This is a genomic window from Streptomyces sp. NPDC004542, assembly GCF_040610035.1.
Taxonomy (GTDB): domain Bacteria; phylum Actinomycetota; class Actinomycetes; order Streptomycetales; family Streptomycetaceae; genus Streptomyces.
On record NZ_JBEXLP010000005.1, the window covers coordinates 143,159 to 166,630 of the forward strand.

19 protein-coding genes and 1 pseudogene are annotated in these 23,472 nt (G+C 71.3%); 4 read left to right on the forward strand and 16 right to left on the reverse strand.

Features of this window, described 5'->3' with window-relative positions; translation table 11 throughout:
• Nucleotides 1–10: 10 nt before the first annotated feature.
• The 3 genes from ABZX30_RS05175 to ABZX30_RS05185 all read right to left on the reverse strand — a co-directional run bounded on the left by ABZX30_RS05175 (nt 11) and on the right by ABZX30_RS05185 (nt 3,565).
• Complete coding sequence (locus ABZX30_RS05175; RefSeq protein ID WP_030990174.1) at nt 11–349, reverse strand: P-II family nitrogen regulator; 339 nt, start codon at nt 347–349, stop codon at nt 11–13.
• Complete coding sequence (locus ABZX30_RS05180; protein WP_355929013.1) at nt 346–1,686, reverse strand: ammonium transporter; 1,341 nt, start codon at nt 1,684–1,686, stop codon at nt 346–348. The genes ABZX30_RS05175 and ABZX30_RS05180 overlap by 4 nt, the downstream gene beginning before the upstream one ends.
• A 400-nt stretch (nt 1,687–2,086) precedes the next feature.
• A complete protein-coding gene (locus tag ABZX30_RS05185) occupies nt 2,087–3,565 on the reverse strand; it encodes a hypothetical protein (RefSeq protein WP_355929016.1) in 1,479 nt (492 codons plus the stop codon).
• A gap of 478 nt (nt 3,566–4,043) precedes the next feature.
• Here ABZX30_RS05185 and ABZX30_RS05190 point away from each other — a divergent pair, with 478 nt between their 5' ends.
• Complete coding sequence (locus ABZX30_RS05190; protein WP_355929019.1) at nt 4,044–4,697, forward strand: bifunctional DNA primase/polymerase; 654 nt, start codon at nt 4,044–4,046, stop codon at nt 4,695–4,697.
• Between the two features lie 172 nt (nt 4,698–4,869).
• Here ABZX30_RS05190 and ftsY read toward each other — a convergent pair whose 3' ends face one another.
• Entirely contained in the window at nt 4,870–6,069 is a 1,200-nt protein-coding gene (gene ftsY, locus ABZX30_RS05195) for a signal recognition particle-docking protein FtsY (RefSeq protein WP_355929021.1), read from the reverse strand.
• A gap of 247 nt (nt 6,070–6,316) precedes the next feature.
• On the opposite strand from ftsY, the gene ABZX30_RS05200 reads away from it, so the two are divergent.
• Complete coding sequence (locus ABZX30_RS05200) at nt 6,317–7,288, forward strand: LLM class flavin-dependent oxidoreductase (RefSeq protein ID WP_355929023.1); 972 nt, start codon at nt 6,317–6,319, stop codon at nt 7,286–7,288.
• Nucleotides 7,289–7,489: 201 nt separating this feature from the next.
• Here ABZX30_RS05200 and ABZX30_RS05205 read toward each other — a convergent pair whose 3' ends face one another.
• The 4 genes from ABZX30_RS05205 to ABZX30_RS05220 all read right to left on the reverse strand — a co-directional run bounded on the left by ABZX30_RS05205 (nt 7,490) and on the right by ABZX30_RS05220 (nt 14,075).
• Nucleotides 7,490–8,908, reverse strand: a complete 1,419-nt coding sequence (locus ABZX30_RS05205; RefSeq protein WP_355929026.1) for a sugar porter family MFS transporter — start codon at nt 8,906–8,908, stop codon at nt 7,490–7,492.
• Between the two features lie 229 nt (nt 8,909–9,137).
• Nucleotides 9,138–12,962 (reverse strand): AAA family ATPase, encoded by a 3,825-nt coding sequence (locus ABZX30_RS05210; protein ID WP_355929029.1) that lies wholly within the window; start codon nt 12,960–12,962, stop codon nt 9,138–9,140.
• 242 nt (nt 12,963–13,204) lie between these two features.
• On the reverse strand, nt 13,205–13,408 hold the full coding sequence (locus ABZX30_RS05215) for a hypothetical protein (protein WP_058922942.1): 204 nt from the start codon (nt 13,406–13,408) through the stop codon (nt 13,205–13,207).
• A gap of 385 nt (nt 13,409–13,793) precedes the next feature.
• Nucleotides 13,794–14,075 carry an acylphosphatase gene (locus tag ABZX30_RS05220; RefSeq protein ID WP_355929032.1) on the reverse strand — a complete coding sequence of 94 codons (282 nt, stop codon included), beginning with the start codon at nt 14,073–14,075 and terminating at the stop codon, nt 13,794–13,796.
• Between the two features lie 170 nt (nt 14,076–14,245).
• Here ABZX30_RS05220 and ABZX30_RS05225 point away from each other — a divergent pair, with 170 nt between their 5' ends.
• Together ABZX30_RS05225 and ABZX30_RS05230 are read left to right on the forward strand one after the other, a co-directional pair.
• A complete protein-coding gene (locus ABZX30_RS05225) occupies nt 14,246–15,364 on the forward strand; it encodes a CAP domain-containing protein (RefSeq protein WP_355929035.1) in 1,119 nt (372 codons plus the stop codon).
• 227 nt (nt 15,365–15,591) lie between these two features.
• Nucleotides 15,592–15,996 (forward strand): helix-turn-helix domain-containing protein, encoded by a 405-nt coding sequence (locus ABZX30_RS05230; protein WP_355929038.1) that lies wholly within the window; start codon nt 15,592–15,594, stop codon nt 15,994–15,996.
• On the opposite strand, the gene mutM is transcribed toward ABZX30_RS05230, so the two are convergent.
• From mutM to recG, 8 genes and pseudogenes are all read right to left on the reverse strand, one after another.
• Nucleotides 15,969–16,829, reverse strand: coding sequence for a bifunctional DNA-formamidopyrimidine glycosylase/DNA-(apurinic or apyrimidinic site) lyase (gene mutM, locus ABZX30_RS05235; protein WP_355929119.1), 861 nt, complete (start codon nt 16,827–16,829; stop codon nt 15,969–15,971). The genes ABZX30_RS05230 and mutM overlap by 28 nt on opposite strands.
• A gap of 85 nt (nt 16,830–16,914) precedes the next feature.
• Nucleotides 16,915–17,733, reverse strand: coding sequence for a ribonuclease III (gene rnc / locus ABZX30_RS05240; protein ID WP_355929041.1), 819 nt, complete (start codon nt 17,731–17,733; stop codon nt 16,915–16,917).
• A gap of 19 nt (nt 17,734–17,752) precedes the next feature.
• Nucleotides 17,753–17,926 (reverse strand): 50S ribosomal protein L32, encoded by a 174-nt coding sequence (gene rpmF, locus ABZX30_RS05245; RefSeq protein WP_007493396.1) that lies wholly within the window; start codon nt 17,924–17,926, stop codon nt 17,753–17,755.
• Nucleotides 17,927–17,928: 2 nt separating this feature from the next.
• Nucleotides 17,929–18,579 carry a DUF177 domain-containing protein gene (locus ABZX30_RS05250; RefSeq protein WP_355929043.1) on the reverse strand — a complete coding sequence of 217 codons (651 nt, stop codon included), beginning with the start codon at nt 18,577–18,579 and terminating at the stop codon, nt 17,929–17,931.
• A gap of 133 nt (nt 18,580–18,712) precedes the next feature.
• Complete coding sequence (locus ABZX30_RS05255; RefSeq protein WP_355929046.1) at nt 18,713–19,786, reverse strand: ATP synthase F0 subunit B; 1,074 nt, start codon at nt 19,784–19,786, stop codon at nt 18,713–18,715.
• Nucleotides 19,787–19,884: 98 nt separating this feature from the next.
• Nucleotides 19,885–20,364 (reverse strand): pantetheine-phosphate adenylyltransferase, encoded by a 480-nt coding sequence (coaD, locus tag ABZX30_RS05260; protein WP_355929122.1) that lies wholly within the window; start codon nt 20,362–20,364, stop codon nt 19,885–19,887.
• Between the two features lie 26 nt (nt 20,365–20,390).
• A pseudogene (gene rsmD, locus ABZX30_RS05265) lies at nt 20,391–20,984 on the reverse strand (16S rRNA (guanine(966)-N(2))-methyltransferase RsmD); the annotation flags it as partial.
• Between the two features lie 106 nt (nt 20,985–21,090).
• The gene (gene recG / locus ABZX30_RS05270) at nt 21,091–23,310 is read right to left on the reverse strand and encodes an ATP-dependent DNA helicase RecG (protein ID WP_355929049.1); all 2,220 of its coding nucleotides are present in this window, start codon (nt 23,308–23,310) and stop codon (nt 21,091–21,093) included.
• Between the last annotated feature and the right edge of the window lie 162 nt (nt 23,311–23,472).

Here is a 23,472-nt window from a genome sequence, read left to right on the forward strand (position 1 = left end):
TGCTTCTGTTCTACAGCGCGTCCGGGCCGCGCTCGCCGGTCCGTACCCGTACGGCCGTCTCGACCGGCAGGGACCAGACCTTGCCGTCACCGATCTTGCCGGTGCGGGCCGCCTTCACGATGACCTCGATCAGCTGTTCGGCGTCGTCGTCCTCGGCCAGCACCTCGATGCGGATCTTGGGCACCAGGTCGACGGTGTACTCGGCACCGCGGTAGACCTCGGTGTGGCCCCGCTGACGACCGTAGCCGCTCGCCTCGGTGACCGTCAGTCCGTGGACGCCGAAGGCCTGGAGGGCTTCCTTGATCTCGTCGAGCCGGTGGGGCTTGACGACGGCGGTGATGAGCTTCATGCGTCCACCTTCTTGCTCTGCGCGGCGGCCAGGGCCGAAGCGGTGACGGATCCGGCGACGCCGCCGCCGGCGCCGCTGAAGTCGTATGCGGTCTCGGCGTGCTCGGCCTGGTCGATCCCGGACACCTCCTCGTCCTCCGTGACGCGCATGCCGATGGTCTTGTCGAGGAGGAAGGCGAGGATCGCGGAGGCGACCAGGGAGTAGGCGAGCACCGCGAAGACACCGGCGCACTGCTTCCAGAACTGGTCCAGGCCGCCGCCGTAGAAGAGGCCCTTGACGTCGGACTGGCCCTTGCCGCTGGCGAAGAAGCCGATGAGCAGCGAACCGACGATGCCGCCGACCATGTGGACGCCGACGACGTCGAGGGAGTCGTCGTAGCCGAACCTGAACTTCAGGCCGACGGCCGCGGCGCAGGCGACACCGGCGATGGCGCCGACGGCGATGGCGCCCAGCGGGGAGACGGCACCGCCGGACGGGGTGATGGCGACCAGACCGGCGACCGCGCCGGAGGCGGCGCCCAGGGTGGTGAACGCGCCGTGGCGGATCTTCTCGTAGGCGAGCCAGGCCAGCATGGCCGCGCCGGTGGCGATCTGGGTGTTGACGAACATCAGCGGGCCGACGCCGTCGTCGTTGCCGAGCCAGGAGCCGGCGTTGAAGCCGAACCAGCCGAACCAGAGCAGACCGGCGCCGAGCATGACCAGCGGGAGGCTGTGCGGACGCATCGGGTCCTTCTTGAAGCCGACGCGCTTGCCGATGACGAGGATCACGCCGAGCGCCGCGGCACCCGCGTTGATGTGGACCGCCGTACCACCGGCGAAGTCGATCACACCGAGCTCGAAGGCCCAGCCGCCCGTGCCCCAGACCCAGTGGGCGACCGGGAAGTACACGATCGTGGCCCACAGGACGAGGAAGAGGGCCCAGGCCGAGAACTTCACGCGGTCGGCGAGGGCGCCGCTTATCAGGGCGGGCGTGATGATCGCGAACATCATCTGGAACACGGCGAAGACGAACACCGGGATGGTGTAGCCGGGCCAGAGGTCCATCTTGTCGATGCCGGTCCAGCCGAGGTAGTCGCCGGTCCAGCCGATCAGCGAGCCGTGGTCCGTACCGAACGACATCGAGAAGCCGTAGAGCACCCACAGGATCGTGACGATGCCCATGCTGATGAAGCTCATCATGAGCATGTTGAGGGTGCTCTTGACGCGGACCATGCCTCCGTAGAAGAAGGCGAGGCCCGGTGTCATGATCAGCACCAGGGCGGAAGCAATGAGCATGAAGCCTGTGTTCGCGGAGGACAGCTTGGGTGCCTCCGCGGCAAGCGTGATGGCTGGTGCCATCGGCGTCTCCTCGTCGATTGGTACGGCCCCGTGCGGGCGAAGCCTTGAGCGGTCCGGTCAGTGAGGGGTGGGCCGGTTATGCGCCATGAGATTCGCGCAGCGCGGTTTCGGTGGAAGCCCCTCGTTGTTTCGCCGGGGTGACGAAGGCGCCCTGCGTGTTACACGTCGGTGAAGTGCCGGATGCCGCCCGCGCCGATCGTTATCGTGGCGCAACCTTCGGCGCGTGGGACCGCGACCCTCGACGGCGGCACCCGCGTGGCGGACGACCATGTCCGCGCAAGCGGTGACGGCTCGGGCGCGAGAAGCGTCGACCGGCCGCGGACGGCCTTCCGATGACCTGGCGTGGGGGAGCCGAGTCGGACCGTTCGGGAGGGCCGGCCGCGGCCGGGGTTCTGCGGGGTCAGACCGCTTCGGCGGTCTCCGGGAGGTCGACGGCGAGCTGGTCGCCGAGCTCGACGATCTCGGTGAGGTCGCCGAAGTCGCGGACGGCGGTGTCGACGGTCTTGCGGATGCGGGTGTTCACCCGCTCGGAGCGGACCTTCTTGGCGACCTGCATGGCCTGCGAGGCCAGCACCGCGCTCCGCTCGGGCTCGCGGCGCAGCAGGTGCACGGTGGCCATGCCGATGAGGTTCAGCGCGTACGACCGCTGGTGCTCGTGGTCCTTGGCGAACAGCTCCACGGCCCGCTGCATCAGGGGCTCGGCCAGGGAGGCGTAGGCGGGGCTGCGGCCCGCGACGTAGGCGAGGTCCCGGTAGGAGTGGGAGTTCTCCGCTAACAGCTCGGCCTCGGAGAAGAAGCGGATCCAGTCGGGGTCGGGATCGTCCCACTCGTCGGCCTCGGTGAAGGTGTCCTCGGCCATCCGCACCGCGCGCTTGCACTTGCCGGGCTGGCCCATGGTGGCGTAGGCGCGGGCCTCCATCGCATACAGCATGGCCTGGGTGCGCGGGCTCGCGCAGTCGCGGCTGCCGTACTGGGCGAGGTGGATCAGTTCCAGAGCGTCGTCGGGCCGGCCGAGGTGGATCATCTGGCGGCTCATGCTGGAGAGGATGTAGGAGCCGAGCGGCTTGTCGCCGGCCTCCTTGGCGGCGTGCAGGGCGAGGACGAAGTACTTCTGCGCGGTGGGCTGCAGCCCGACGTCGTACGACATCCAGCCCGCCAGTTCGGCGAGCTCGGCGGCGACCTGGAAGAGCTTGCGGCCGGTGGCCTCGGGCTGGGGTTCCTGGAGGAGGTCGGTGACCTCGTGCAGCTGGCCGACGACCGCCTTGCGGCGCAGGCCGCCGCCGCACTGCGCGTCCCACTGCCGGAACATCACCGTGGTGGTCTGCAGCAGGTCCAGCTCCGGCTTGGACAGGCGGCCCGGGCGGCGGGGCTCGGCGGCGGGCTCGCTCCGCTGCGGGACGGGCGTGGACGGCGAGGGGACGAGCCAGCGCTGCATCGGCTCGATGAGCGACGGGCCCGCGGACAGGGCCAGCGAGGTGCCGAGGAAGCCGCGCCGCGCCAGCATCAGGTCGCTGCGCGAGAACTCGCTGAGCAGGGCCACCGCCTGCGGGCCCGTCCAGGGCAGGTCGACGCCGGACACGGAAGGTGACGGACAGACGGTGCGCAGACCGAGGTCCTCGACGGAGACGACGCAGCCGAACCGCTCGGAGAACAGCTCGGAGAGGATCCTGGGGATCGGCTCGCGCGGGTTCTCACCGTCCAGCCAGCGGCGCACCCGCGAGGTGTCCGTGGAGATGTGGTTGGCGCCCAACTGCCTTGCCCGGCGGTTGACTTGGCGGGCGAGCTCCCCCTTGGACCAGCCGCTGCGCACGAACCAGGAGCCGAGCAGCTCATTAGGGCGCTTGTCAGCGTTCGTCCCGCTACCGCCGTTGCCGCCCACTGGAACGCCCCCATCCCTGAGACCACTTGCCGCCGACCGGCGCCAAGCCTTATCAGAATGCCGGTAAATACGGCTCCCCGCCCGGCGGTTCTCATTCGTCGAACGAGGCGCCGACTTACCTCCGGCATACCAACGAGTGCATGTGAACCCAGGACTCGTGCACACACCGTAGTCCCACGATCACTGCCCCAGCCATGGCGATCCCGGAAACGCCACCATTCGCCACCCCTTCGAATGAACTCACGATCGGCTGGGCGCGATTGACTTGACACTGGACGGCCGGAAGTGGTGAGGCGATGCGCCCAAGGGCGCACGCGGCCGGACGTACGACCCTGAGTGCTTCCAGGCGCCGTCCACAGTCGGCGGGACGCCGTCTGCAACAGGCGCGAAAAGGGGAAGGCGGGCCTCAGAGGTCACTTTCCGTTTTCGTCTCATTCCGTCGCGTAACCACCGGCGCGCTGGACCAGTTGGAGGGGGCATGGAGTTCACGATCGGCGGCATCCGCGAGATCCGCTCCGGCGCACGTCGGCGCGGCCGCTCGTCGGAGTGCACCGCCGTCGCCGAGTTCACGGGGCTGTGGGGCTGGGACGTGGTGCCGGGCGCACGGGCATCGGCGGGCGCCTGCTCCTGCGGCCGCGCCGACTGCCCAGCGCCGGGCGCGCATCCCCTCACGTTCGCGCCGCGGCTCTCCGCCGGGGCCACGCTGGACGCGGCGACCAGGGCCTGGGCCGAGTTCCCGGGCGCCGCCGTGATGCTGCCGGTCGGGCGGGCGTTCGACGTGATCGAGGTCGCCGAACCGGCCGGCCGCCGGGCGCTGGCCCGCCTGGAGCGCATGGGCATCCCTCTCGGCCCGGTCACCGCGACCCCGGACGGCCGCGCCCACTTCTTCGTCGCCCCGGGCGCCGCCGCGAAGCTCCCCGCGCTGCTGTACCGGATGGGCTGGGACGACCCCTCCGCCCTCGACCTGCGCGGCCTCGGCCCCGGTACGTACATCACCGCGCCGCCCTCCGACCGGGCCGGCCTCGGCCCGGTGCGCTGGCTGCGGCCGCCCGCGCTGGACGCGGCGAGGCCTCCGGAGGCCCGGCCGCTGCTCGGGACGCTGGCGTACGTGGCGCACCGGTCACGGGCCTGAAGCGCATTCCTTCCCGACGCCGGCTCGGCCGCGCGGGATCACACCGGCGGGATCACACCGGCGGGGTCGGAACGGTTCGCGCCGGCTCACACGGCGAAGCGCCCGTCCCCGGCTGTGTTCCGGGGTGCGGGCGCTTCGTGGGCCACGTGCCGACGGCGGCGGGCGGGCGGTGTCACTCTCCGATGAGGGCGTCGACGAACGCCTCCGGCTCGAACGGCGCCAGGTCGTCCGCGCCCTCGCCGAGACCGATCAGCTTGACCGGCACGCCCAGCTCACGCTGGACCGCGACCACGATGCCGCCCTTGGCGGTGCCGTCCAGCTTGGTCAGCACGATGCCGGTGATGTCGACGACCTCGGCGAAGACGCGGGCCTGCACCAGACCGTTCTGGCCGGTGGTGGCGTCGAGGACGAGCAGCACCTCGTCGAGCGGCGCGTGCTTCTCGACCACGCGCTTGACCTTGCCGAGCTCGTCCATGAGACCGGTCTTGGTGTGCAGCCGGCCGGCGGTGTCGATGAGGACGACGTCGACCCCCATCTCCTTGCCCTCCTTGACCGCGTCGAAGGCGACGGAGGCGGGGTCGCCGCCCTCGGGGCCGCGCACGGTGTAGGCGCCCACGCGCTCGCCCCAGGTCTGCAGCTGGTCGGCGGCGGCGGCCCGGAAGGTGTCGGCGGCGCCGAGGACGACGGTGCGGCCGTCGGCCACCAGGACCCGGGCGAGCTTGCCGGTGGTAGTGGTCTTGCCGGTGCCGTTGACGCCCACGACCATCACGATGCCGGGCTTGCGGTCCTCGGGTTCCGTCCTGACCGTGCGGTCGAAGTCGGTGCCGACCAGCTTGACCAGTTCCTCGCGCAGCAGCCCGCGCAGCTCCGCCGGGGTGCGGGTGCCGAGCACCCTGACCCGCTCGCGCAGTCGTTCGACCAACTCCTGGGTGGGCTGCACGCCGACGTCGGCGGTGAGCAGCGTGTCCTCGACCTCCTCCCAGGTCTCGTCGTCGAGGTGCTCGCGGGAGAGCAGGGTCAGCAGCCCCTTGCCGAGGGCGTTCTGCGAGCGGGAGAGACGGGCGCGCAGCCGCACCAGGCGGCCGGCGGTGGGCTCCGGGATCTCGATCGCGGGAGCCTCGACGGCGGGGGGCTCCTCCACGACGACCGGCGCCGGGCCGCCCGGGAGGTCCACCTCCTCGATCGTCCGGCGCGGTTCCTCGCGCGGTGTCTCGGCCTCCTCGCCGACGTGCGGTTCGGCCGGGGGCGCGGTGATGTCGGGCGTGGTGCGCGGCGGGGGCAGCGGCTTCTTCCGCCGGCTGCCGACGACGAGCCCGCCGAGCACGGCGAGCACCACCACGGCGATGACTACAACAAGGATGATGGTTTCCATAACCTGTCCAGTATGGCGTGGCCTACCACTGGGCCGTTTGTTGTACGCGCGGGACCACGGGCCCGGCCGGGCCGGTCCCCACCCGGCTGGTGTCGATGGCGCGGGAACAGCCTATGACGTGGGTCGCGGCACGCCCTCGACGCGGACAGCGGGCGACGCGTCGCGGCATGCGGACCCCTGGATACCTGACGCTCCGTCAGCTATCGTCCCCGCACCGGCCCCGCCCACCCGGTGAAGGGGGACCCCCGTGCCCGTCTCGGTCGTACGCTTCAACCTCGTCGCACCCGGCGCCTCCCCCGCCGCTCTCGGCGCCCGCTACCGGGCGGCCCTGGAGATGGCCGCGTACGCCGACGAGCGGGGCGTCACCACCGTGCAGACGGAGGAGCACCACGGGGCCGAGGACAACTGGCTGCCGTCGCCCTTCGTCTTCGCGGGCGCGGTGTTCGGGGCGACCCGGCGGATCGCGGTCACGGTGTCGGCGGTCATCGGCCCGCTGCACGACCCGCTGCGGCTGGCGGAGGAGATCGCCGTACTGGACCTGCTGAGCGGCGGCCGGCTGGTGACGGTGGCCGGGATCGGGTACCGGCCCGAGGAGTACGCCCTGTTCGGCGTGGACTTCAAGCGGCGCGGCCGGCTCCAGGACGAGCTGCTCGAGACCCTGATCAGGGCCTGGACGGGCGAGGAGTTCACGTACCGGGGGCGTACCGTACGCGTCACCCCGCGCCCGGTCACCGCACCGCACCCGCTGCTCCTGGTCGGCGGTTCCTCGAAGGCCGCCGCCCGCCGGGCCGCGCGGCTCGGCCTGCCGTTCTTCCCGAGCGCGCACCTGCCCGAGCTGGAGGCGTACTACAAGGAGAAGCTCACCGAGTACGGCACGGAGGGCTGGACGATGATGCCCGCCGCCGAGACGCCGCTGCTGCACATCGCCGAGGACCCGGACCGGGCGTGGGCTCGGTACGGGGAGCACTTCCTGCACGAGGCGCGGACGTACGCGTCCTGGCAGTCCGGGGACGTCCGCTCGGCGGTGCGGTCGGCCGCCACGACGGTGGAGGACCTGCGCGCCGAGGGCGTCTACCGGATCCTCACGCCGCAGGAGTGTGTGTCGGCGGGGCTGGACAACCTGGTCCTGCACCCGCTGGCGGGCGGGATGCCGGTGGCGGAGGGGTGGCGCAGCCTGCGGCTGTTCGCGGAGCAGGTGCTTCCGGCGCTGGGGGACTGACCTGCGGGAACAACCGGTGGCCGGGCCGGGGGGCGGCGACGCTCCGCTGGGTCCGTGTGCGTTCCCCTCCGGTGACCGGGGGACACACGGCACCGCCGCCCCCGGCCCGGGCAGTGGCCGGGCCGGGGGCGGCGGAGGATACGAGGAGAGGGGCAGCGGGGACTTGGCCCTTCTCCTCGAGTTCGCGGGCCCTGTGACGGGTCAGCCCATCTCCTCCAGGGACTTGCCCTTCGTCTCCTTGACGAACTTGAGGACGAACGGGATGGAGAGCGCGGCGCAGGCCGTGTAGATGACGTAGGTCACGGAGAGGTTCCAGTCGGCCAGCGACGGGAAGCTCGCGGTGATGGCCCAGTTGGCGATCCACTGCGCGGCGGCGGCCACGCCCAGGGCGGCGGCGCGGATCTTGTTCGGGAACATCTCGCCGAGCATGACCCAGACGACCACACCCCAGGAGAGGGCGAAGAAGAGGACGAACACGTGGGCGGCGACCAGCGCGGTCCAGCCCTGGGCGGCCGGCAGCTTGCCGTCGACGAGGTCGTAGGAGAAGGCCCAGGCCTCCAGGGCGAGGCCGACGACCATGCCGATGGAGCCGATGACCGCGAGCGGCTTGCGGCCGACACGGTCCACGAAGATCATCGCGATCACGGTGCCGACGATGTTGATGATCGACGTCGTGAAGGAGTAGAAGAACGAGTCCGTCGGGTCGACGCCGACCGACTGCCACAGCGTCGAGGAGTAGTAGAACGCGACGTTGATGCCGACGAACTGCTGGAAGACCGACAGGCCGATGCCGACCCAGACGATCGGCTTGAAGAAGAAGCCGCCGCCGAGCAGGTCGCGGAAGCTCGACTTCTCCTCGCGGTTCATGGCGTGCTCGATCTCGGCGACCCGGGCGTCCAGGTCGAGGTTCTCCCCTTCGACCTCGGTGAGGATCGCGCGGGCGCGGTCGTGCTTGCCGACGGAGATCAGAAAGCGCGGGGACTCGGGGATCGCGAAGGAGAGCAGGCCGTACAGCGCGGCGGGGATCACCATGACGCCGAGCATGACCTGCCAGGCCTCCAGGCCCATCAGCTTGCCGCGCTGGTCGCCGCCGGCGGCGTTGAGCAGGCCCCAGTTGACCAGCTGGGAGATGGCGATGCCGACGACGATCGCGGCCTGCTGAAAGGAGCCGAGCCGGCCGCGGTAGGCGGGCGGTGCGACCTCGGCGATGTAGGCGGGGCCGATGACGGAGGCCATGCCGATGGCGAAGCCGCCGACGACGCGCCACAGGGCGAGGTCCCACAGCGCGAAGGGCAGGGCGGAGCCGACGGCGCTGATCGTGAACAGGACGGCGGCGATCTGCATGCAGCGGATCCGGCCGATCCGGTCGGCTATGCGGCCGGCGGTCGCGGCGCCGATGGCACAGCCGATGAGGGCGATGGCGATGACCTGGGCCAGGGCCGCGGAGCCGATGTCGTAGCGGTCGCGGACGGCCTCGACCGCGCCGTTGATCACGGAACTGTCGTAGCCGAAGAGGAAGCCGCCCATCGCGGCCGCCGCCGCGATGAAGATGACGTGCCCGAGATGATCGGGGTGAGCCGTCCTGGCTCCTGAATGGGGTGCCTGCGCTGTGCTGGTCACGTGTACAACTCCTCGGGCCGCCGGCAACGCTGCCGGCGTGGGGGGTGAGCCCTTCCAGGCGAGATCTGAAGGTAAAAACAACGTTGCAGAGACTATGCCTTCAAGTTTCGAAGTCAATAGGCCCACCGATGTGAGCTTCGAGATACACATCGGTAGCATGTGTTCATTAATTGAAGGGAATGTGGGGCGACTGCAACCGGTGGCGCCACCGTGAGCGCTGCCGGAGAGGTCAGCGGAGGCGCTGCGAGATGACCTTCGACACGCCGTCGCCCTGCATGGAGACGCCGTACAGCGCGTCGGCGACCTCCATCGTGCGCTTCTGGTGCGTGATCACGATCAGCTGCGAGGCCTCCTGGAGCTCCTGCATGATCCGGATCAGCCGCTGGAGGTTGGTGTCGTCGAGGGCCGCCTCGACCTCGTCCATGACGTAGAACGGGCTGGGCCGCGCCTTGAAGATCGACACGAGGAGTGCCACGGCGGTCAGCGACCGCTCACCACCGGAGAGCAGCGACAGCCGCTTGACCTTCTTGCCCGGCGGACGCGCCTCGACGTCCACGCCCGTGGTGAGCATGTTGTCGGGGTCGGTCAGGACCAGCCGGCCCTCACCGCCGGGGAACAAGCGGCCGAACACGCCCTCGAACTCGCGGGCCGTGTCCCGGTAGGCCTCCGTGAAGACCTGCTCGACGCGCTCGTCGACCTCCTTGACCACCTGCAGCAGGTCGGCGCGGGTCTTCTTCAGGTCCTCGAGCTGCTCGCTGAGGAACTTGTGCCGCTCCTCCAGCGCCGCGAACTCCTCCAAGGCCAGCGGGTTGACCTTGCCGAGCTGCTGGTAGGCCCGCTCGGCGGCCTTGAGCCGCTTCTCCTGCTCGGCGCGAACGAACGGCCTCGGCCGGTTGCGCGGGTGCTCCGGGTCCTCGGGCAGCCGCTCGCCGTCGGCGGGGGGCGAGGGCGGCACGGGCTGCCGCGGGCCGTACTCGGCCACGAGCCCCGCCGGTTCGACACCGAGTTCCTCCAGAGCCTTGGTCTCCAGCTGCTCGATCCGCAGCCGCTTCTCTGCTCCTAGTACCTCGCCTCGGTGAACTGAATCAGTCAACGTGTCGAGTTGCGACTTCAGTTCGCGTCCCGCGTGCCGGGCGGCCGTCAGTTCCCGCTCGCGCAGCGCCTTGGCGGCCTCGGCGGCGGCACGCTCCTGCTCGGCCCGGCCCAGGGACACCTCGACGTGGGCGAGCAACTGGCGCGCGCCGGAGGCGACGGCTTCGGCGACAGCGGCCTCGTGCCGCAGCCGGGCCCGCCGCTGCTCGGCCCGCGCGCGGGCCTCGCGTTCCGCGCGGGCGGCCCGGTCGAGCGAGTCGGCCCGTCCCGCCAGCCCCTTGACCCGCTCCTCGTGCGTACGGGCCTGGAGGCGGGCCTCCATCTCGGTCTGGCGGGCGTTGGCGCCGTCGGCGGCGAGACGGTCCCGTACCGATGTGTCCGGTTCCTCCTCGACCGGCATCTCCTCGGCCACGGCGAGCCGCTCGGCGAGTTCCTCCGCCTCCAGGACGGCCTTGTCGAGCGCCTCCTGGGCGCGGGAGGCGGCCGCGGTGGACCGCTCGGCCTCCCCCGCGGCGCCGCGTGCCTGCCCGGCGAGGCGGCCGAGCTGCTGGGCGACGGACGACTTCTCCCGGTCGGCCGCCCGGCGCCGCTCCGCCAGTTCCTCCACGAGCGCGGCGCACTCCTTGCGCCGTTCGGCCGCCGCCCGCTGCCTCTCGGCCAGCTCCTCGCAGCGCACCGCCAGCTCCTCCAGCTCGGCGGCGGCCTCGTCCACGGCGGCCTGCACCTCCAGGAGACTGGGCGCACCGGCGGACCCGCCCTGCGCGAAGTGCGCGCCCAGCAGATCGCCTTCGGCGGTCACGGCGGTCAGGCCGGGGCGGGCGCACACCAGATCCTCGGCGTCCTCGAGCGTGCCCACGACGACGACCCCGCGCAGCAGCCGGCGCACCGCGGGCATGAGCTCGGCGGGACCCCGAACGAGGTCGGCGGCGAAGAGGGGTCCGGCGGGACCGCCCGGTCCTTCCGGGGTGCCGGGGCGAGGGGGCGGCCCGTCCGGGCCGGGCGCGGCCGGCGCACCGCCCGCCGACTCCGCGTGAACCCGGCCTCCGGCGGGGGCGCCCCGGTCGCCGGAGCCCTCCGCGCCTTCCGTCGCCTCCGCCTCACCGCCAGTCCGGCCCGGGAAGCCGGAGCCCTCGCCCGGCGGCGCGACGCCACCGGCACGGGCACCCGGACCACCGGAGGCCGCACCGACCGCCCGGCCGCCGGCGGCCGGGTCCGCGGCCGGGTCCGCGTCCGGCTCCGCCGGTACTGCCGCCAGGAGCAGTGCCGCCCGGCCCGCGTCCTGTTTGCGCAGCAGGCGGATCGCGGCGGCCGCGGCGGACGGGGTCGTCACGGCGAGGGCGTCGGCGGCGGTGCCGAAGGCGGCGGCCAGCGGGACCTCGTAGCCGGGCGTCACCGTCAGCAGTTCCGCGGCCGGGCCCAGCAGGCCGGTGAGCCGGTCCTTCGCGGCGAGCAACGCGCCCGTGCCGTCCTTGCGGCGCAGGCCCAGCGCCAGCGCCTCGTGACGGGCCTGGGTGGCGGCGCGGCTGCGCTCCGCCGCGGTGGCCGCCTCGCGGGCGGCGGACAGGGCGGCCTCCGTCTGCGCCAGCTGCCGCTTGGCGGCCTCGTGCCGCTCGGCCAGTTCCACGTCCCCGGCGTCGAGGCCGTCGACCTCGGCCTTGAGCGCCTCGTACTCCTCCTGCGCGCGCACCGCCCGTTCCTGGGCCTCGTCCCGTGCGGCGGCGAGCCGGTCGATCTCGGCCTGGGCGGAGGCGGCGCGTGAGCGGGCCGCGTTCACCTGCCCGCTGAGCCGGGCCAGGCCCTCACGGCGGTCGGCGATGGCCCGGGCCACGTCCTTGAGGCGGCGTTCCTCGACGGCCAGCTCGCGCTCCAGCTCGGCCCGGTGGGCGACGGTGTCGTCGAGGGCGCGCTGGGCCGCCTCCAGGGCCGCCTCCAGTTCGGCCTCCTGCTCGCGGATCCGGGCGGCCTCGCGTTCCATGTCCTCGGGGTCCCGGCCGCGCCGCTCCTCGGGCGGTGCCGAGGTGGCGCTCTTGACCCGGGCGTCGGCCAGCGAGACGGTGCCGCGCACCCGCTCGGCGAGCTGGGAGAGCTCGTACCAGGTCTGCTGGGCGCGCTGAAGGCGCGGCGTCAGCCGGCGCACCTCGTCCTCGAGCAGGGCCTCGCGCTGCAGGGCCTTCTTCAGCTCCTGCTCGGCGGCCTCCTTGCGTTCCTTGAGCGCGGCCTCGTCGGCGATCTCGGCCCGCAGGGCCTCGCGCAGCCGTACGAGGTCGTCGGCCAGGAGGCGCAGGCGCGCGTCCCTCAGGTCCGCCTGGATCACCGCCGCGCGGCGGGCGACCGCCGCCTGGCGGCCCAGCGGTTTGAGCTGGCGGCGCAGCTCGTCCGTCAGGTCCTGCACGCGCGCGAGGTTGGCCTGCATCGCGTCGAGCTTCCGCAGCGCCTTCTCCTTGCGCTTGCGGTGCTTGAGGACGCCGGCCGCCTCCTCGATGAAGGCGCGGCGGCCCATGGGGTCGGCGTGCAGGACGGAGTCGAGCTGGCCCTGGCCGACGATGACGTGCATCTCGCGGCCGATGCCGGAGTCGGACAGCAGTTCCTGGATGTCCAGCAGGCGGCAGGTGTCGCCGTTGATCTGGTATTCGCTACCGCCGTTGCGGAACATTATCCGCGTGATGGTGACCTCGGCGTACTCGATGGGCAGCGCCCCGTCGGAGTTGTCGATGGTCAGGGACACCTCGGCGCGGCCGAGCGGCGGGCGGCCGGTGGTGCCGGCGAAGATGACGTCCTCCATCTTGCCGCCGCGCAGCGACTTGGCGCCCTGTTCACCCATGACCCAGCTGAGGGCGTCCACGACGTTGGACTTGCCCGAGCCGTTCGGACCTACGACACACGTGATCCCCGGTTCGAACCGGAGCGTGGTCGCCGAGGCGAACGACTTGAACCCGCGGAGGGTCAGGGCCTTGAGGTGCACGCAGCCGGACTCTACCCGCCGGTGGTGTCTCACTCCATGAACGCCCGCGCCCCCGCGGTTTCGCGCATGAACATGCAGGGCACATCAGACGTTGAAGAGGGTGAAAGGATGCGCGGGGGCAGACAAGCGGCGGGGCAAGCAAGAAAGAAGGGACGCCGAAGCGTCCCTTGCAACTCTGACAATTTAGCGGTTGATACGGGCAGCCCAACCGCTGCGTGTGCTGTTGTGGAGCAGTGCAGCGATCAGGTGAGCGCAGGCTCCGCCTGGTGTGCGTCGATGCTCTCCATGATCCTGTCGTGAGAAGCGGCAGCCGTCAGCGCGTCGTTCTCCGCCTGGATCCGTACGAGCTCGGATTCCAGGTCCTGTACGCGCTGCTGGAGCCGTCGCATCTCGGCGAGGAGTCGCGGGTCGGAGCCGCCGACGTAACCGAGAAGCGCCTTTGCCATGATGGATGGTCCTCCACACTGAGTGACCGCCGACCGAAGCGGTGGTGGGTCGTGAGGGATTCGCACCCGGAGTGCTTGGCACACTCGAGTGTTGCTCTGCTATTGCTACATGCCAAACAGCTAAGGTGCGCGGGGCTTTCAGCGTCTCACCAAAAAGTTTGACGGTCAACACGATCACGCCCCGGATTGGCGGGCAACCCGGCCACGCGCGGCGGGAAAGCGGCGGCGCTGCGACTCCTGCGGGGCCCTCGGGGCGTGGCGATCATCTTTACGTGCGGAGCCTGCCACGGCAAGCGGTTCTTGGCAACCACCAGGCCGTTTCCGCTCGGGCAGCTGCCCGTGGCACATCCCTCCGCCTCGGTCCGCGGCTTTCACGTCCGTGGACTCAGCGGACGGCGAAGCCGTCGTAGCCGCCGCGGGGTGTGTCCCAGATCTCGGTGACACCCTCGACGCACCCGGGCGTGTCGCCACCCTGGAGCCACCTCAGCAGCCCTTCGCACGCCTCGCGCGAGCCCTCGGCGGCCACCTGGACCCGTCCGTCCGCCAAATTGAGAGCAAAACCACTCAGGCCGCCGATCTCGAGCGCCTTGGCCCGCGTGAACCAGCGGAAACCCACGCCCTGCACGTGTCCACGCACCCAGGCGACCAGCCGTACATCCTCGCTCATGGGGGCAACCTAACCGGCCGATGTCTCCTGGGACACTTCGCCCTCCGGCGTCATGGGGTACCGTCCCCACCCAATACATCTCATATGAAACTCACTCGATCGAGTGAGTGGGGTTGACCCGCAGGATCGTATGAGAGGGGTTGACCGCGAGGGACGAGGAAGGCCAGGACATGGGACGCCACCGACGCTCCGCCGCCGGCACGGGTGGCCACGACCCGCAGGACTCGTACACCGGTGACCGCGCCACCATGGGCATCGCGCCCTACCTGAACCCGGAGGCGTACGCCGAGACCTACGAGAAGGCCGAGGCGTACCTGTACGCCACGGACGACGACTACGCCCGCAGCACCGGCACGGTCGTCTTCCCCGAGAACGGGTACACCCCGTCGGCCGGGTCCTCGCCGGGCCACCGCCGGAAGAAGAAGGTGGCGACGCCGCTGCGCACGGGCCTGCTCGGCATGTCCGCCGCGGTCGCCCTGGGCACGGTGGCGGTGGCCACCGGCGCGGTGCCCGGCCTCGACCACTACCGGCTCGGCGGCGGCACCGGTGCGGGCGGCGACAAGGTGCAGGCAGCCGCCTCCGCCGGCAACACGGCGAGCGAACAGGGCGGCGCCTCCGCGAAGGCCACCGACGGCACGGCCGGCGGGTCCTCGGCCGGCCGTGACAGCCACCGCTCGGCCTCGCCGGCGAGCCCGTCCGCCTCGCATTCGCCGTCCTCCCCGGCCTCCTCCCCGGCCTCCCCCTCCCCATCAGCCTCGGCCTCGGCGTCCCCCGACCCGACGAAGGCGCCTACGTCGAAGGCACCCTCGAAGAAGCCGCGGACCAAGATCCCCGCCCAGCCCAGGACCACGCCGAGCCGTACGGCCACCAGGGCCCCGGCGAGGACGTCCGCGCCGGTGACGGTGTCGGCCGAGGCGGCCGCCGAGGCGGAGGTGCTGAAGCTGGTCAACGAGGAGCGGGCCAAGGTCGGCTGCGGCGCGCTGGCGGCGAACAGCTCACTGACCGGGCTGGCCGAGTCTTTCAGCTCGGACATGGCCGCGCGGGACTTCTTCGACCACACCGACCCCGACGGCGCCACCCCGTGGGACCGCGCCGCGAAGGCCGGCATAACCGGCCTCGGCGGCGAGAACATAGCGCGGGGCCAGGCGGACGCGGCCGCGGTGATGGAGGCCTGGATGAACAGCCCGGGCCACCGGGCCAACATCCTCAACTGCGACTTCAAGACCCTGGGGGTCGGTATCCACTACGGGTCCGGCGGGCCCTGGTGGACGCAGGACTTCGGCTACTAGAGGCCGGTCACCACGGCCCCGCCACGGGTCCTGCCGGACCCCGTCATGCCGCCGCGCGCCCCAGCGCGAACACCCGAGCGGTCTCGGCCACCCGGCGCCCCGGGTACTGGCTGGTCACTAGGGGTACTCCTCGAATGAGCAGTTCATGGACAGTGACGAAGGAAAAGCACTAACTTTTCGCTAGTGCAACCTGTCGGTTAGCGCTGCCCTCGAGTACGCTTGGATGCATGACCGTCACGCAGGAGAGCGCCGAGGGGCAGAACCTCCCCTACAACGTGTTCGCGAAGGCGTGCCCCTCGCGCGGCACGCTGGAGCACGTCACCGGCCGCTGGGGTGCGCTCGCTCTCGGCGCGCTGCACGAGGGCGGCTCGCTGCGCTTCAACGAACTGCGCCGCCGGGTCGACGGCGTGAGCGAGAAGATGCTGTCCCAGACGCTGCAGGCGCTGGAGCGCGACGGGCTGGTGCACCGCGAGGCCCAGCCGACGAACCCGCCCCGGGTGGACTACGAACTGACGCCGCTGGGCCGCGAGGTGGCGACCCGTCTGCTGGACCTCATCCACTGTGTGGAGGGCCGGATGGACGACGTACTGGCGGCCCGCGAGCGTTACGACGACACGCGCGGCGCCCGCTGACAGCGCGGGCAGAAGTAACTGGACCGGTTCATCCACGGGCGGCGGCGCATGGGTGTCGCGCAGCGCCGGCAGGGCAGACCCTCCCGGCCGTACGCGTCAAGGGAACGGTCGAAGTAGCCCGACTCGCCGTTGACGTTGACGTACAGGCTGTCGAAGCTGGTGCCGCCCACGGAGAGGGCCTCGTTCATCACGTCCCGGACATGACCGAGGAGCTCCGCGGTACGGGGACGGGTGAGGGTGCCCGTGGGGTGCTCGTAGTGCAGACGGGTACGCCACAGCGCCTCGTCCGCGTAGATGTTGCCGACACCGCTGATCAGCGACTGGTCCAGCAGGGCGCGCTTGATGGTGGTCCGCTTCCGGCGCAGCGCCTGGTGGAAGGCCTCGTCGTCGAAGAGCGGGTCGAGCGGGTCTCGGGCGATGTGCGCGATGACGTCCGGCAGGCCGTCGGGGGTCGTGTCGTGCAGCGACAGCCCGCCGAAGGTGCGCTGGTCGACGAAGCGGAGTTCGGTGCCGAGCCCGTCGGCGAAGCGGATGCGGATCCTGAGGTGCTTCTCATCGGGTGCCGTCTCGGGCTGCACCAGCAGCTGCCCGCTCATCCCGAGGTGCGCCAGCACCGCCTGCCGGGTGTCCTCCAGGGGCAGCCACAGATACTTGCCGCGCCGGCTGGGCGTGCCCATGCGGTGCCCCTTGAGCCGGTGCACGAAGTCGTCCGCGCCGGCCACGTGCCGGCGCACGGCACGCGGGTGCAGCACCTCGGCGTCGGCGACGGCCCGGTGGGCGACCCAGCGCTCCAGGCCGCGCCGGACGACCTCGACCTCGGGCAACTCGGGCATCTCAACCCCCGTGGACATGCGGTGGACGGTCCGAGCGCCCGCCCCCGGCGGGGGCGGGCGCTCGGCTGTTGCTTGCTGGTGCCGCTCAGGCGGAAGCGGATGCTGTGTCGTCGGCGCCCGCGTCGATGTCGACCGCGTCGGCCGTCGCCTTGGCGCGCTCGTCCGCCGCGGCCCGGATGGACCGCCACGCGGACTCGGCCGCCTGCTGCTCCGCTTCCTTCTTGCTGCGGCCGGTGCCGGTGCCGTACGAGACGCCTCCGACGCGGGCGGCAGCAGTGAAGGTCTTCTCGTGGTCGGGGCCGGTCTCCGTGACCAGGTACTCGGGCACGCCGAGCCCCTCCGTCGCGGTGAGCTCCTGGAGACTGGTCTTCCAGTCCAGGCCGGCTCCGAGGTTGGAGGACTTCTCGATCAGCGGGTCGAAGAGCCGGTGCACCAGCTCGGACGCCGAGTCGAGGCCCTGGTCGAGATAGACCGCGCCGATCACCGCTTCCAGGGTGTCGGCAAGGATGGACGCCTTGTCCCGGCCTCCCGTGCCCTCTTCACCGCGGCCGAGCCGGATGAAGGAGCCCAGATCGAGACCACGGCCCACCTCCGCGAGCGCACGCGAGTTCACCACCGCGGCCCGGAGCTTGGCCAGCTGGCCCTCGGGCAGGTCGGGGTGGGTGCGGTACAGCGTGTCCGTGACGACGAGGCCGAGGACGGAGTCACCGAGGAACTCCAGCCGCTCGTTCGTCGGCAGACCGCCGTTCTCGTACGCGTAGGAACGGTGGGTCAGTGCTCGCACCAGAAGGGCGGACTCGACCTGGTAGCCGAGCCGCCCTTCCAGAAGCGTGTGGGACGAGGCCGTGTTGTCCGCCGGACGACCCCCGCGTTGACGGGAAGTGTTCTCCTTCGGATCAGACATCACACCTCTCACCAGCCGCTCAGACCTCGAGGACCTGGCGCTTGTTGTAGGTGCCGCAAGACGGGCACGCGATGTGCTGCAGCTTGGGCTCGTGGCAGCGCTCGCACGCAACCAGGGTGGGGACCGCAGCCTTCCACTGCGACCGGCGGTGGCGCGTGTTGCTGCGCGACATCTTCCGCTTCGGAACAGCCACGGCTACTTCTCCTGCTTCTCGTCGACGCCCGCTTCCGCGTCAGCGCCGCTCATCTCGTCCTTCTCGCCGTCCCTCGTGGAACCGGCGAGTCCCTGCAAAGCCGCCCAACGGATGTCGACGGCGTCATGGTGGTGGTCCGGGTCGTCCGCGAGCCGCGCTCCGCACTCGGAGCACAGGCCCGGGCAGTCTTCCTGGCACACCGGCTGCATCGGCAGTGCGAGCACCACCGCATCGCGCAGCAGAGGCTCGAGGTCGAAGAGTCCGTCCTCGAGGTAGAACCTGTCCTCGTCGTCCTCGGCGTCGTCGCCCGGTTCCGCGATCACACGGCCCCGGTCGTCGGCGTCAGGGTACGTGAACAGTTCCTGGAAGTCCGCTTCGAGCTCCAGCCCGACCGGCTCCAGACACCTTACGCACTCCCCCTCGGCCGTGGCACGGGCGGTGCCCGTGACGAGCACCCCTTCCATGACCGACTCGAGCCGGAGTTCGAGCTCCACCGGGGCGCCTTCCGGCACTCCGATGACTCCCTGGACACCGAAGTCCTTGGGGGCGTCGACCGTGCGGGTCAGGCGCTGCAGGGCACCAGGACGCCGACCCAGCTCATGTGTGTCGAACACGAGGGGGTTGCGGTGGTCGAGGCGCGCGTTGGAGGCCATTCCTGCTTTCGATCTTCGAGCTCAGAGGGACGCCGCCCGGAGGTGTCGCCGGGGCAGCGCTGATCGCGGACGTGCACGCGACCGAAGAGCCAGGATACTGGACCTTTCGCTCACGGCCCAATCGGGGCCTCGGCTACAGGCCGCGCTCCTGCTCGTACGCCCTGAGCTGCTCCGCGCTGATCATGCTGGTGTCGAACAGGCTCGTCTCGTCGAGGGCGTAGCCCGGCTGGGACTGATGGGACTGCTGGGCCTGCTGGGCCTGGTTCGGGTCGTAGGCGGGCTGCTGGTCGTAGCCCTGGCCCTGGCCTTGGTACGCGTACGGGTCGGCCTGCTGGTAGCCGTACGGGTCCTGCTGGCCATAGCCCTGCTGCTGCGGGTAGCCGCCGTACGGGTCGGGCTGCTGCTGGTAGCCGTAGTCGGGCTGGGGCTGCTGGTCGTACTGCGGCTGCTGCTGGGGCTGTGCGGGCTGTCCGGCCCGGGTGTCCTGCTCGGCGAGGGCCGCGAGGTCGGCGAGGTAGTCGGCGTCGCTGGAGTGCTGCCGGGTGGCGGAGTCGTCGGCGAGGGCGCCGAGGTCGTCGGTGGCGATGCGGCCGTGCAGCTTCTGGCGGCCGCGGCCGACGGCCTCCAGGGTCTTGGCGAGGACCGCCTCGAAGGCGCCGAGCTTGGTGTCGACGTAGGCGTCGGCGTCGCGGCGCAGGGTCTCCGGGTCGTGGCTGCGTTCGGGGGCGTCCTCGTCCGCGTAGCCGTCCTCGTCGAGGCCGGGCCCGGTGCCGAGCAGCTTCTCGCGGCCGCGGCCGACCGAGCCGAGGGTCTTGGTGAGGACGACCTCGAAGTTGGCGAGCTTGGAGTCGACGTAGTCGTCGGCCTCGGCGCGGATCTCCTCGGCCTCCTTGCGGGCCTCGGTCAGGATCCGGTCCGCCTCGGCCTGGGAGCGGCGGGCGATCTCCGTGCCGGAGACCAGCGAGCCGCGCTCGGCGTGCGCGCTCTCGATGATCCGCTCGGCCTCGAGGCGGGCCTGCTCGACCAGCTGCTCGCGGTCGCCGATCAGCTCCTGGGCCTGGGCGAGGGAGCCCGGCAGGGCCTGGCGCACTTCTTCGAGCATCGCGAGCAGCTCGGCCCGGTTGACCACGCAGGAGGCCGACATGGGCATGGACCGGGCGCCGGACACCGCGGTGACGATCTCGTCGAGCTTCTTCTGGACGTCCACCTGTGCTCGCCACTCTCTACAGCTGTGTTGGAGACGGACGGGACGACTGTACGGCCCCGGGGTGACGGTCCGACACCGGGTGACGGGTTGTCAGCCCGTCAGTCCTTCCTGAGCCGCCTGCCGAGCGCTTCGAAGACCTCCGGCGGCACCAGGTGGGAGACGTCTCCGCCCCAGGTGGCGACCTCTTTGACCAGGGAGGAGGAGAGGAAGCTGTAGGTGGGGTTGGTCGGCACGAAAAGGGTCTCGACGCCCGACAGGCCGTTGTTCATCTGGGCCATCTGCAGCTCGTAGTCGAAGTCGCTGACCGCGCGCAGGCCCTTGACGATGGCCGGGATGTCGCGCTCCTTGCAGTAGTCGACGAGCAGGCCGTGGAAGGCCTCGACGGTCACGTTCCCGTACTCGGCGGTGACCCGGCGGATCAGGTCGATCCGCTCGTCGATCTCGAACAGGCCCTTCTTGGACTTGTTGATCATCACCGCGACGTACACCTCGTCGTAGAGGCGGGAGGCGCGGGAGATGATGTCGAGGTGTCCGTTGGTGATCGGGTCGAACGACCCGGGACATACGGCGCGGCGCACTTGTGATCCCTCGCTCTCCGGTCCGGTCATCGTGCGTCTTCGCACGTAGAGGCGGCGCGACCGTACCAAAACGTTCCCTCGCCGTAGCGACGGGCCCGGATCGCCTCGAAGCCGTCCGGCCAGCGGAATTCGCCGCCTCTGGTGCTGCGCTCCACGGTGACGAGGGCTTCCGCCGCGAGCCACCCCTGCGTGCGGAGTGTGAGCAGGATCTCGCGAAGATCGTCGTCGGTGACCGCGTACGGCGGATCGAGGAAGACGAGGTCGTACGGCTCTGCCGGGGCCTCCGAGCGGACGATCTGCTCGGCCTTGCCCCCCCGGACCTCGGCGCCGGGCAGGCCGAGGTTCCGCACGTTCTCCCGGACGGTGCGGGCCGCCCGCGCGTCGGACTCGACGAGGAGGGTGTGGCCGGCGCCGCGGGAGAGGGCCTCCAGGCCGACGGCGCCGGAACCGGCGTACAGGTCCAGGACGCGTTCGCCGTCGAGGGGGCCGCCGAGCAGGGACTGCCAGGTGGAGAAGAGTCCCTCGCGTGCGCGGTCCGAGGTGGGGCGGGTGCCGTTGCCCGGCGGGACGGCCAGGCGGCGTCCGCCGGCTGTGCCGGCGATCACGCGGGTCATCTTCGGTTCCTTGGTCGTAGGCGGCTACAGGTTCATTGTCGCCGGTCGCGCTCGCGCGGCGGTTGCCGCGTGTCCAGTACAGCCCCTCGCGCCCCTGCCGGGGCGCTCCGGCTCACCCCTTTTCCAGATACTGCTCTCTCTCCTCGTCCAGGAGGGCGTCCAGGGCCGTCCGCAGGGCGGGGAGGCCGGTCAGCTCCGGGTCCGCCGCCACGACGGCCGCCGCCTCCTGCCTCGCCTCCGTGATGATCTCCTCGTCGTCGATGACGGCCAGCACGCGCAGGGACGTGCGGGCGCCCGACTGGGCCTGGCCGAGGACATCGCCCTCGCGGCGCTGTTCCAGGTCGAGACGGGAGAGTTCGAAGCCGTCGAGCGTCGACGCCACCGCGTTCAGCCGCTGGCGGGCGGGGCTCGCCTCGGGCATCTCGGTGACCAGCAGGCACAGGCCGGGCGCCGAGCCACGGCCGACGCGGCCGCGCAGCTGGTGGAGCTGGGACACGCCGAACCGGTCGGCGTCCATGATCACCATCACGGTGGCGTTCGGCACGTTGACGCCGACCTCGATGACGGTCGTGGCGACGAGGACGTCGGCTTCCCCGGCGGCGAAGCGGCGCATCACCGCGTCCTTGTCGTCGGGGTGCATACGGCCGTGCAGGACCTCCACGCTCAGGCCCTTCAGCGGGCCTTTCGCCAGGTGCCCGGCCACGTCCAGGACCGCGAGCGGGGGCCGCTTGTCGGCCTCGTCCTCCGGGGAGCCGTTCTTCGCGCCCTTCTTGGGGTCGTCCTCCTCGTCCCCGATGCGCGGGCAGACCACGTACGCCTGGTGGCCGTTCTCCACTTCCTCGCGCACCCGCTCCCACGCGCGGGCCAGGAAGTGCGGCTTGTCGGCGGCCGGCACGACATGGCTGGCGATCGGCGAGCGGCCGGCCGGGAGCTGGTCGAGGACGGAGGTCTCCAGGTCGCCGAAGACGGTCATGGCGACCGTGCGCGGGATCGGCGTGGCGGTCATGACGAGCAGGTGCGGTGGCTGTTTCCCCTTGCCGCGCAGGGCGTCGCGCTGTTCGACACCGAAGCGGTGCTGTTCGTCGACCACGACCAGCCCGAGGTCGTGGAACTGCACCTTGTCCTCGATCAGCGCGTGCGTGCCGATGACGATCCCGGCCTCTGCGGTGGCGAGGTCGAGCAGCGCCTGGCGGCGGGCGGCGGCCCCCATCGAGCCGGTGAGCAGCACCACCTTGGTCGCGTGCTCGACGCCGCCCAGCATCCCCCCCTCGGCGAGCTCGCCCATCATCTCGGTGACCGACCGGTGGTGCTGCTGGGCGAGGACCTCGGTGGGCGCGAGCATGGCGGCCTGGCCCCCGGCGTCGACGACGGCGAGCATGGCGCGCAGGGCGACCAGGGTCTTGCCGGAGCCGACCTCGCCCTGGAGCAGCCGGTGCATCGGGTGTTCGGTGGCGAGGTCGTCGAAGATGTCCCGGGAGACCTTTTGCTGGCCCTCGGTGAGGGTGAAGGGCAGACGGTCGTCGAAGGCGGTCAGCAGGCCGTCGGGGAGCGGGCGCCGCGCGACCGCCGGGAGCTGCGCGTCGGCGTGCCGGCGGCGGGCCAGGGCGACCTGGAGGACGAAGGCCTCGTCCCACTTGAGGCGGGCGCGGGCGTCGGCGACGTCGGCCTTGGTGTGCGGGCGGTGGATCTTCAGGAGTGCCTCGGGGAGGGAGACCAGCCCGCGGCCCTCGCGCAGGGAGCCGGGCAGCGGGTCCACGGCGTCCTGCGCGCTGGGCAGCACCGTCTGGACCGCCTTGCCGATCTTCCAGGACTCCAGCTTGGCGGTGGCCGGGTAGATGGGAATGAGCGCGCCGGCCCAGGTCTCGACGGTCTCCTCGCCGTCACCTTTCAGCAACTCGTAGGCCGGGTGGGCCAGTTGGAGTCGCCGGTTGAACACCGACACCTTGCCCGCGAACATCGCGCGTGTGCCCGGCAGCAGCTCCTTGTGGGGTTTGTGCACGCCGTTGCCGAAGAAGACCAGCTGGAGCCGGCCGCTGCCGTCCGTGATGGTCACCTCCAGGCGCTGGCCCTTGCCGCGCGGGGCCCTTGAGGAGGCGAAGCTGTGCAGACGGGCGTCGGCGACCTGGGCGACCACCGTGACGTGCTCGTCCATGGGGAGGTCGGCGAGATGGGTGAGCTGGCCCCGCTCCTCGTATCTGCGCGGGTAGTGGTGCAGCAGGTCGCCGACGGTGCGCAGGCCGAGGTGCTCGGCCATCACCTTCGCGGTGGCGGGGCCGAGCACTGACTTCAGAGGTTGTTTCAGTGGTTCTTCCAGTGCGGGCACGGGATCCATTGCACACCACCGCACTGACAACGCCGTATACGTCTTGGGAAAGTCCTGGTGAGGCGGGCTGTTCGGGCTCTAGGATGACGCGCTCCGGCCATCCCCCCGCGGTCACCTCCTCACCCGAGGGACCGCCCGACCCCGCGCCGCCCTGAAGTCCCCCGCCGGTGG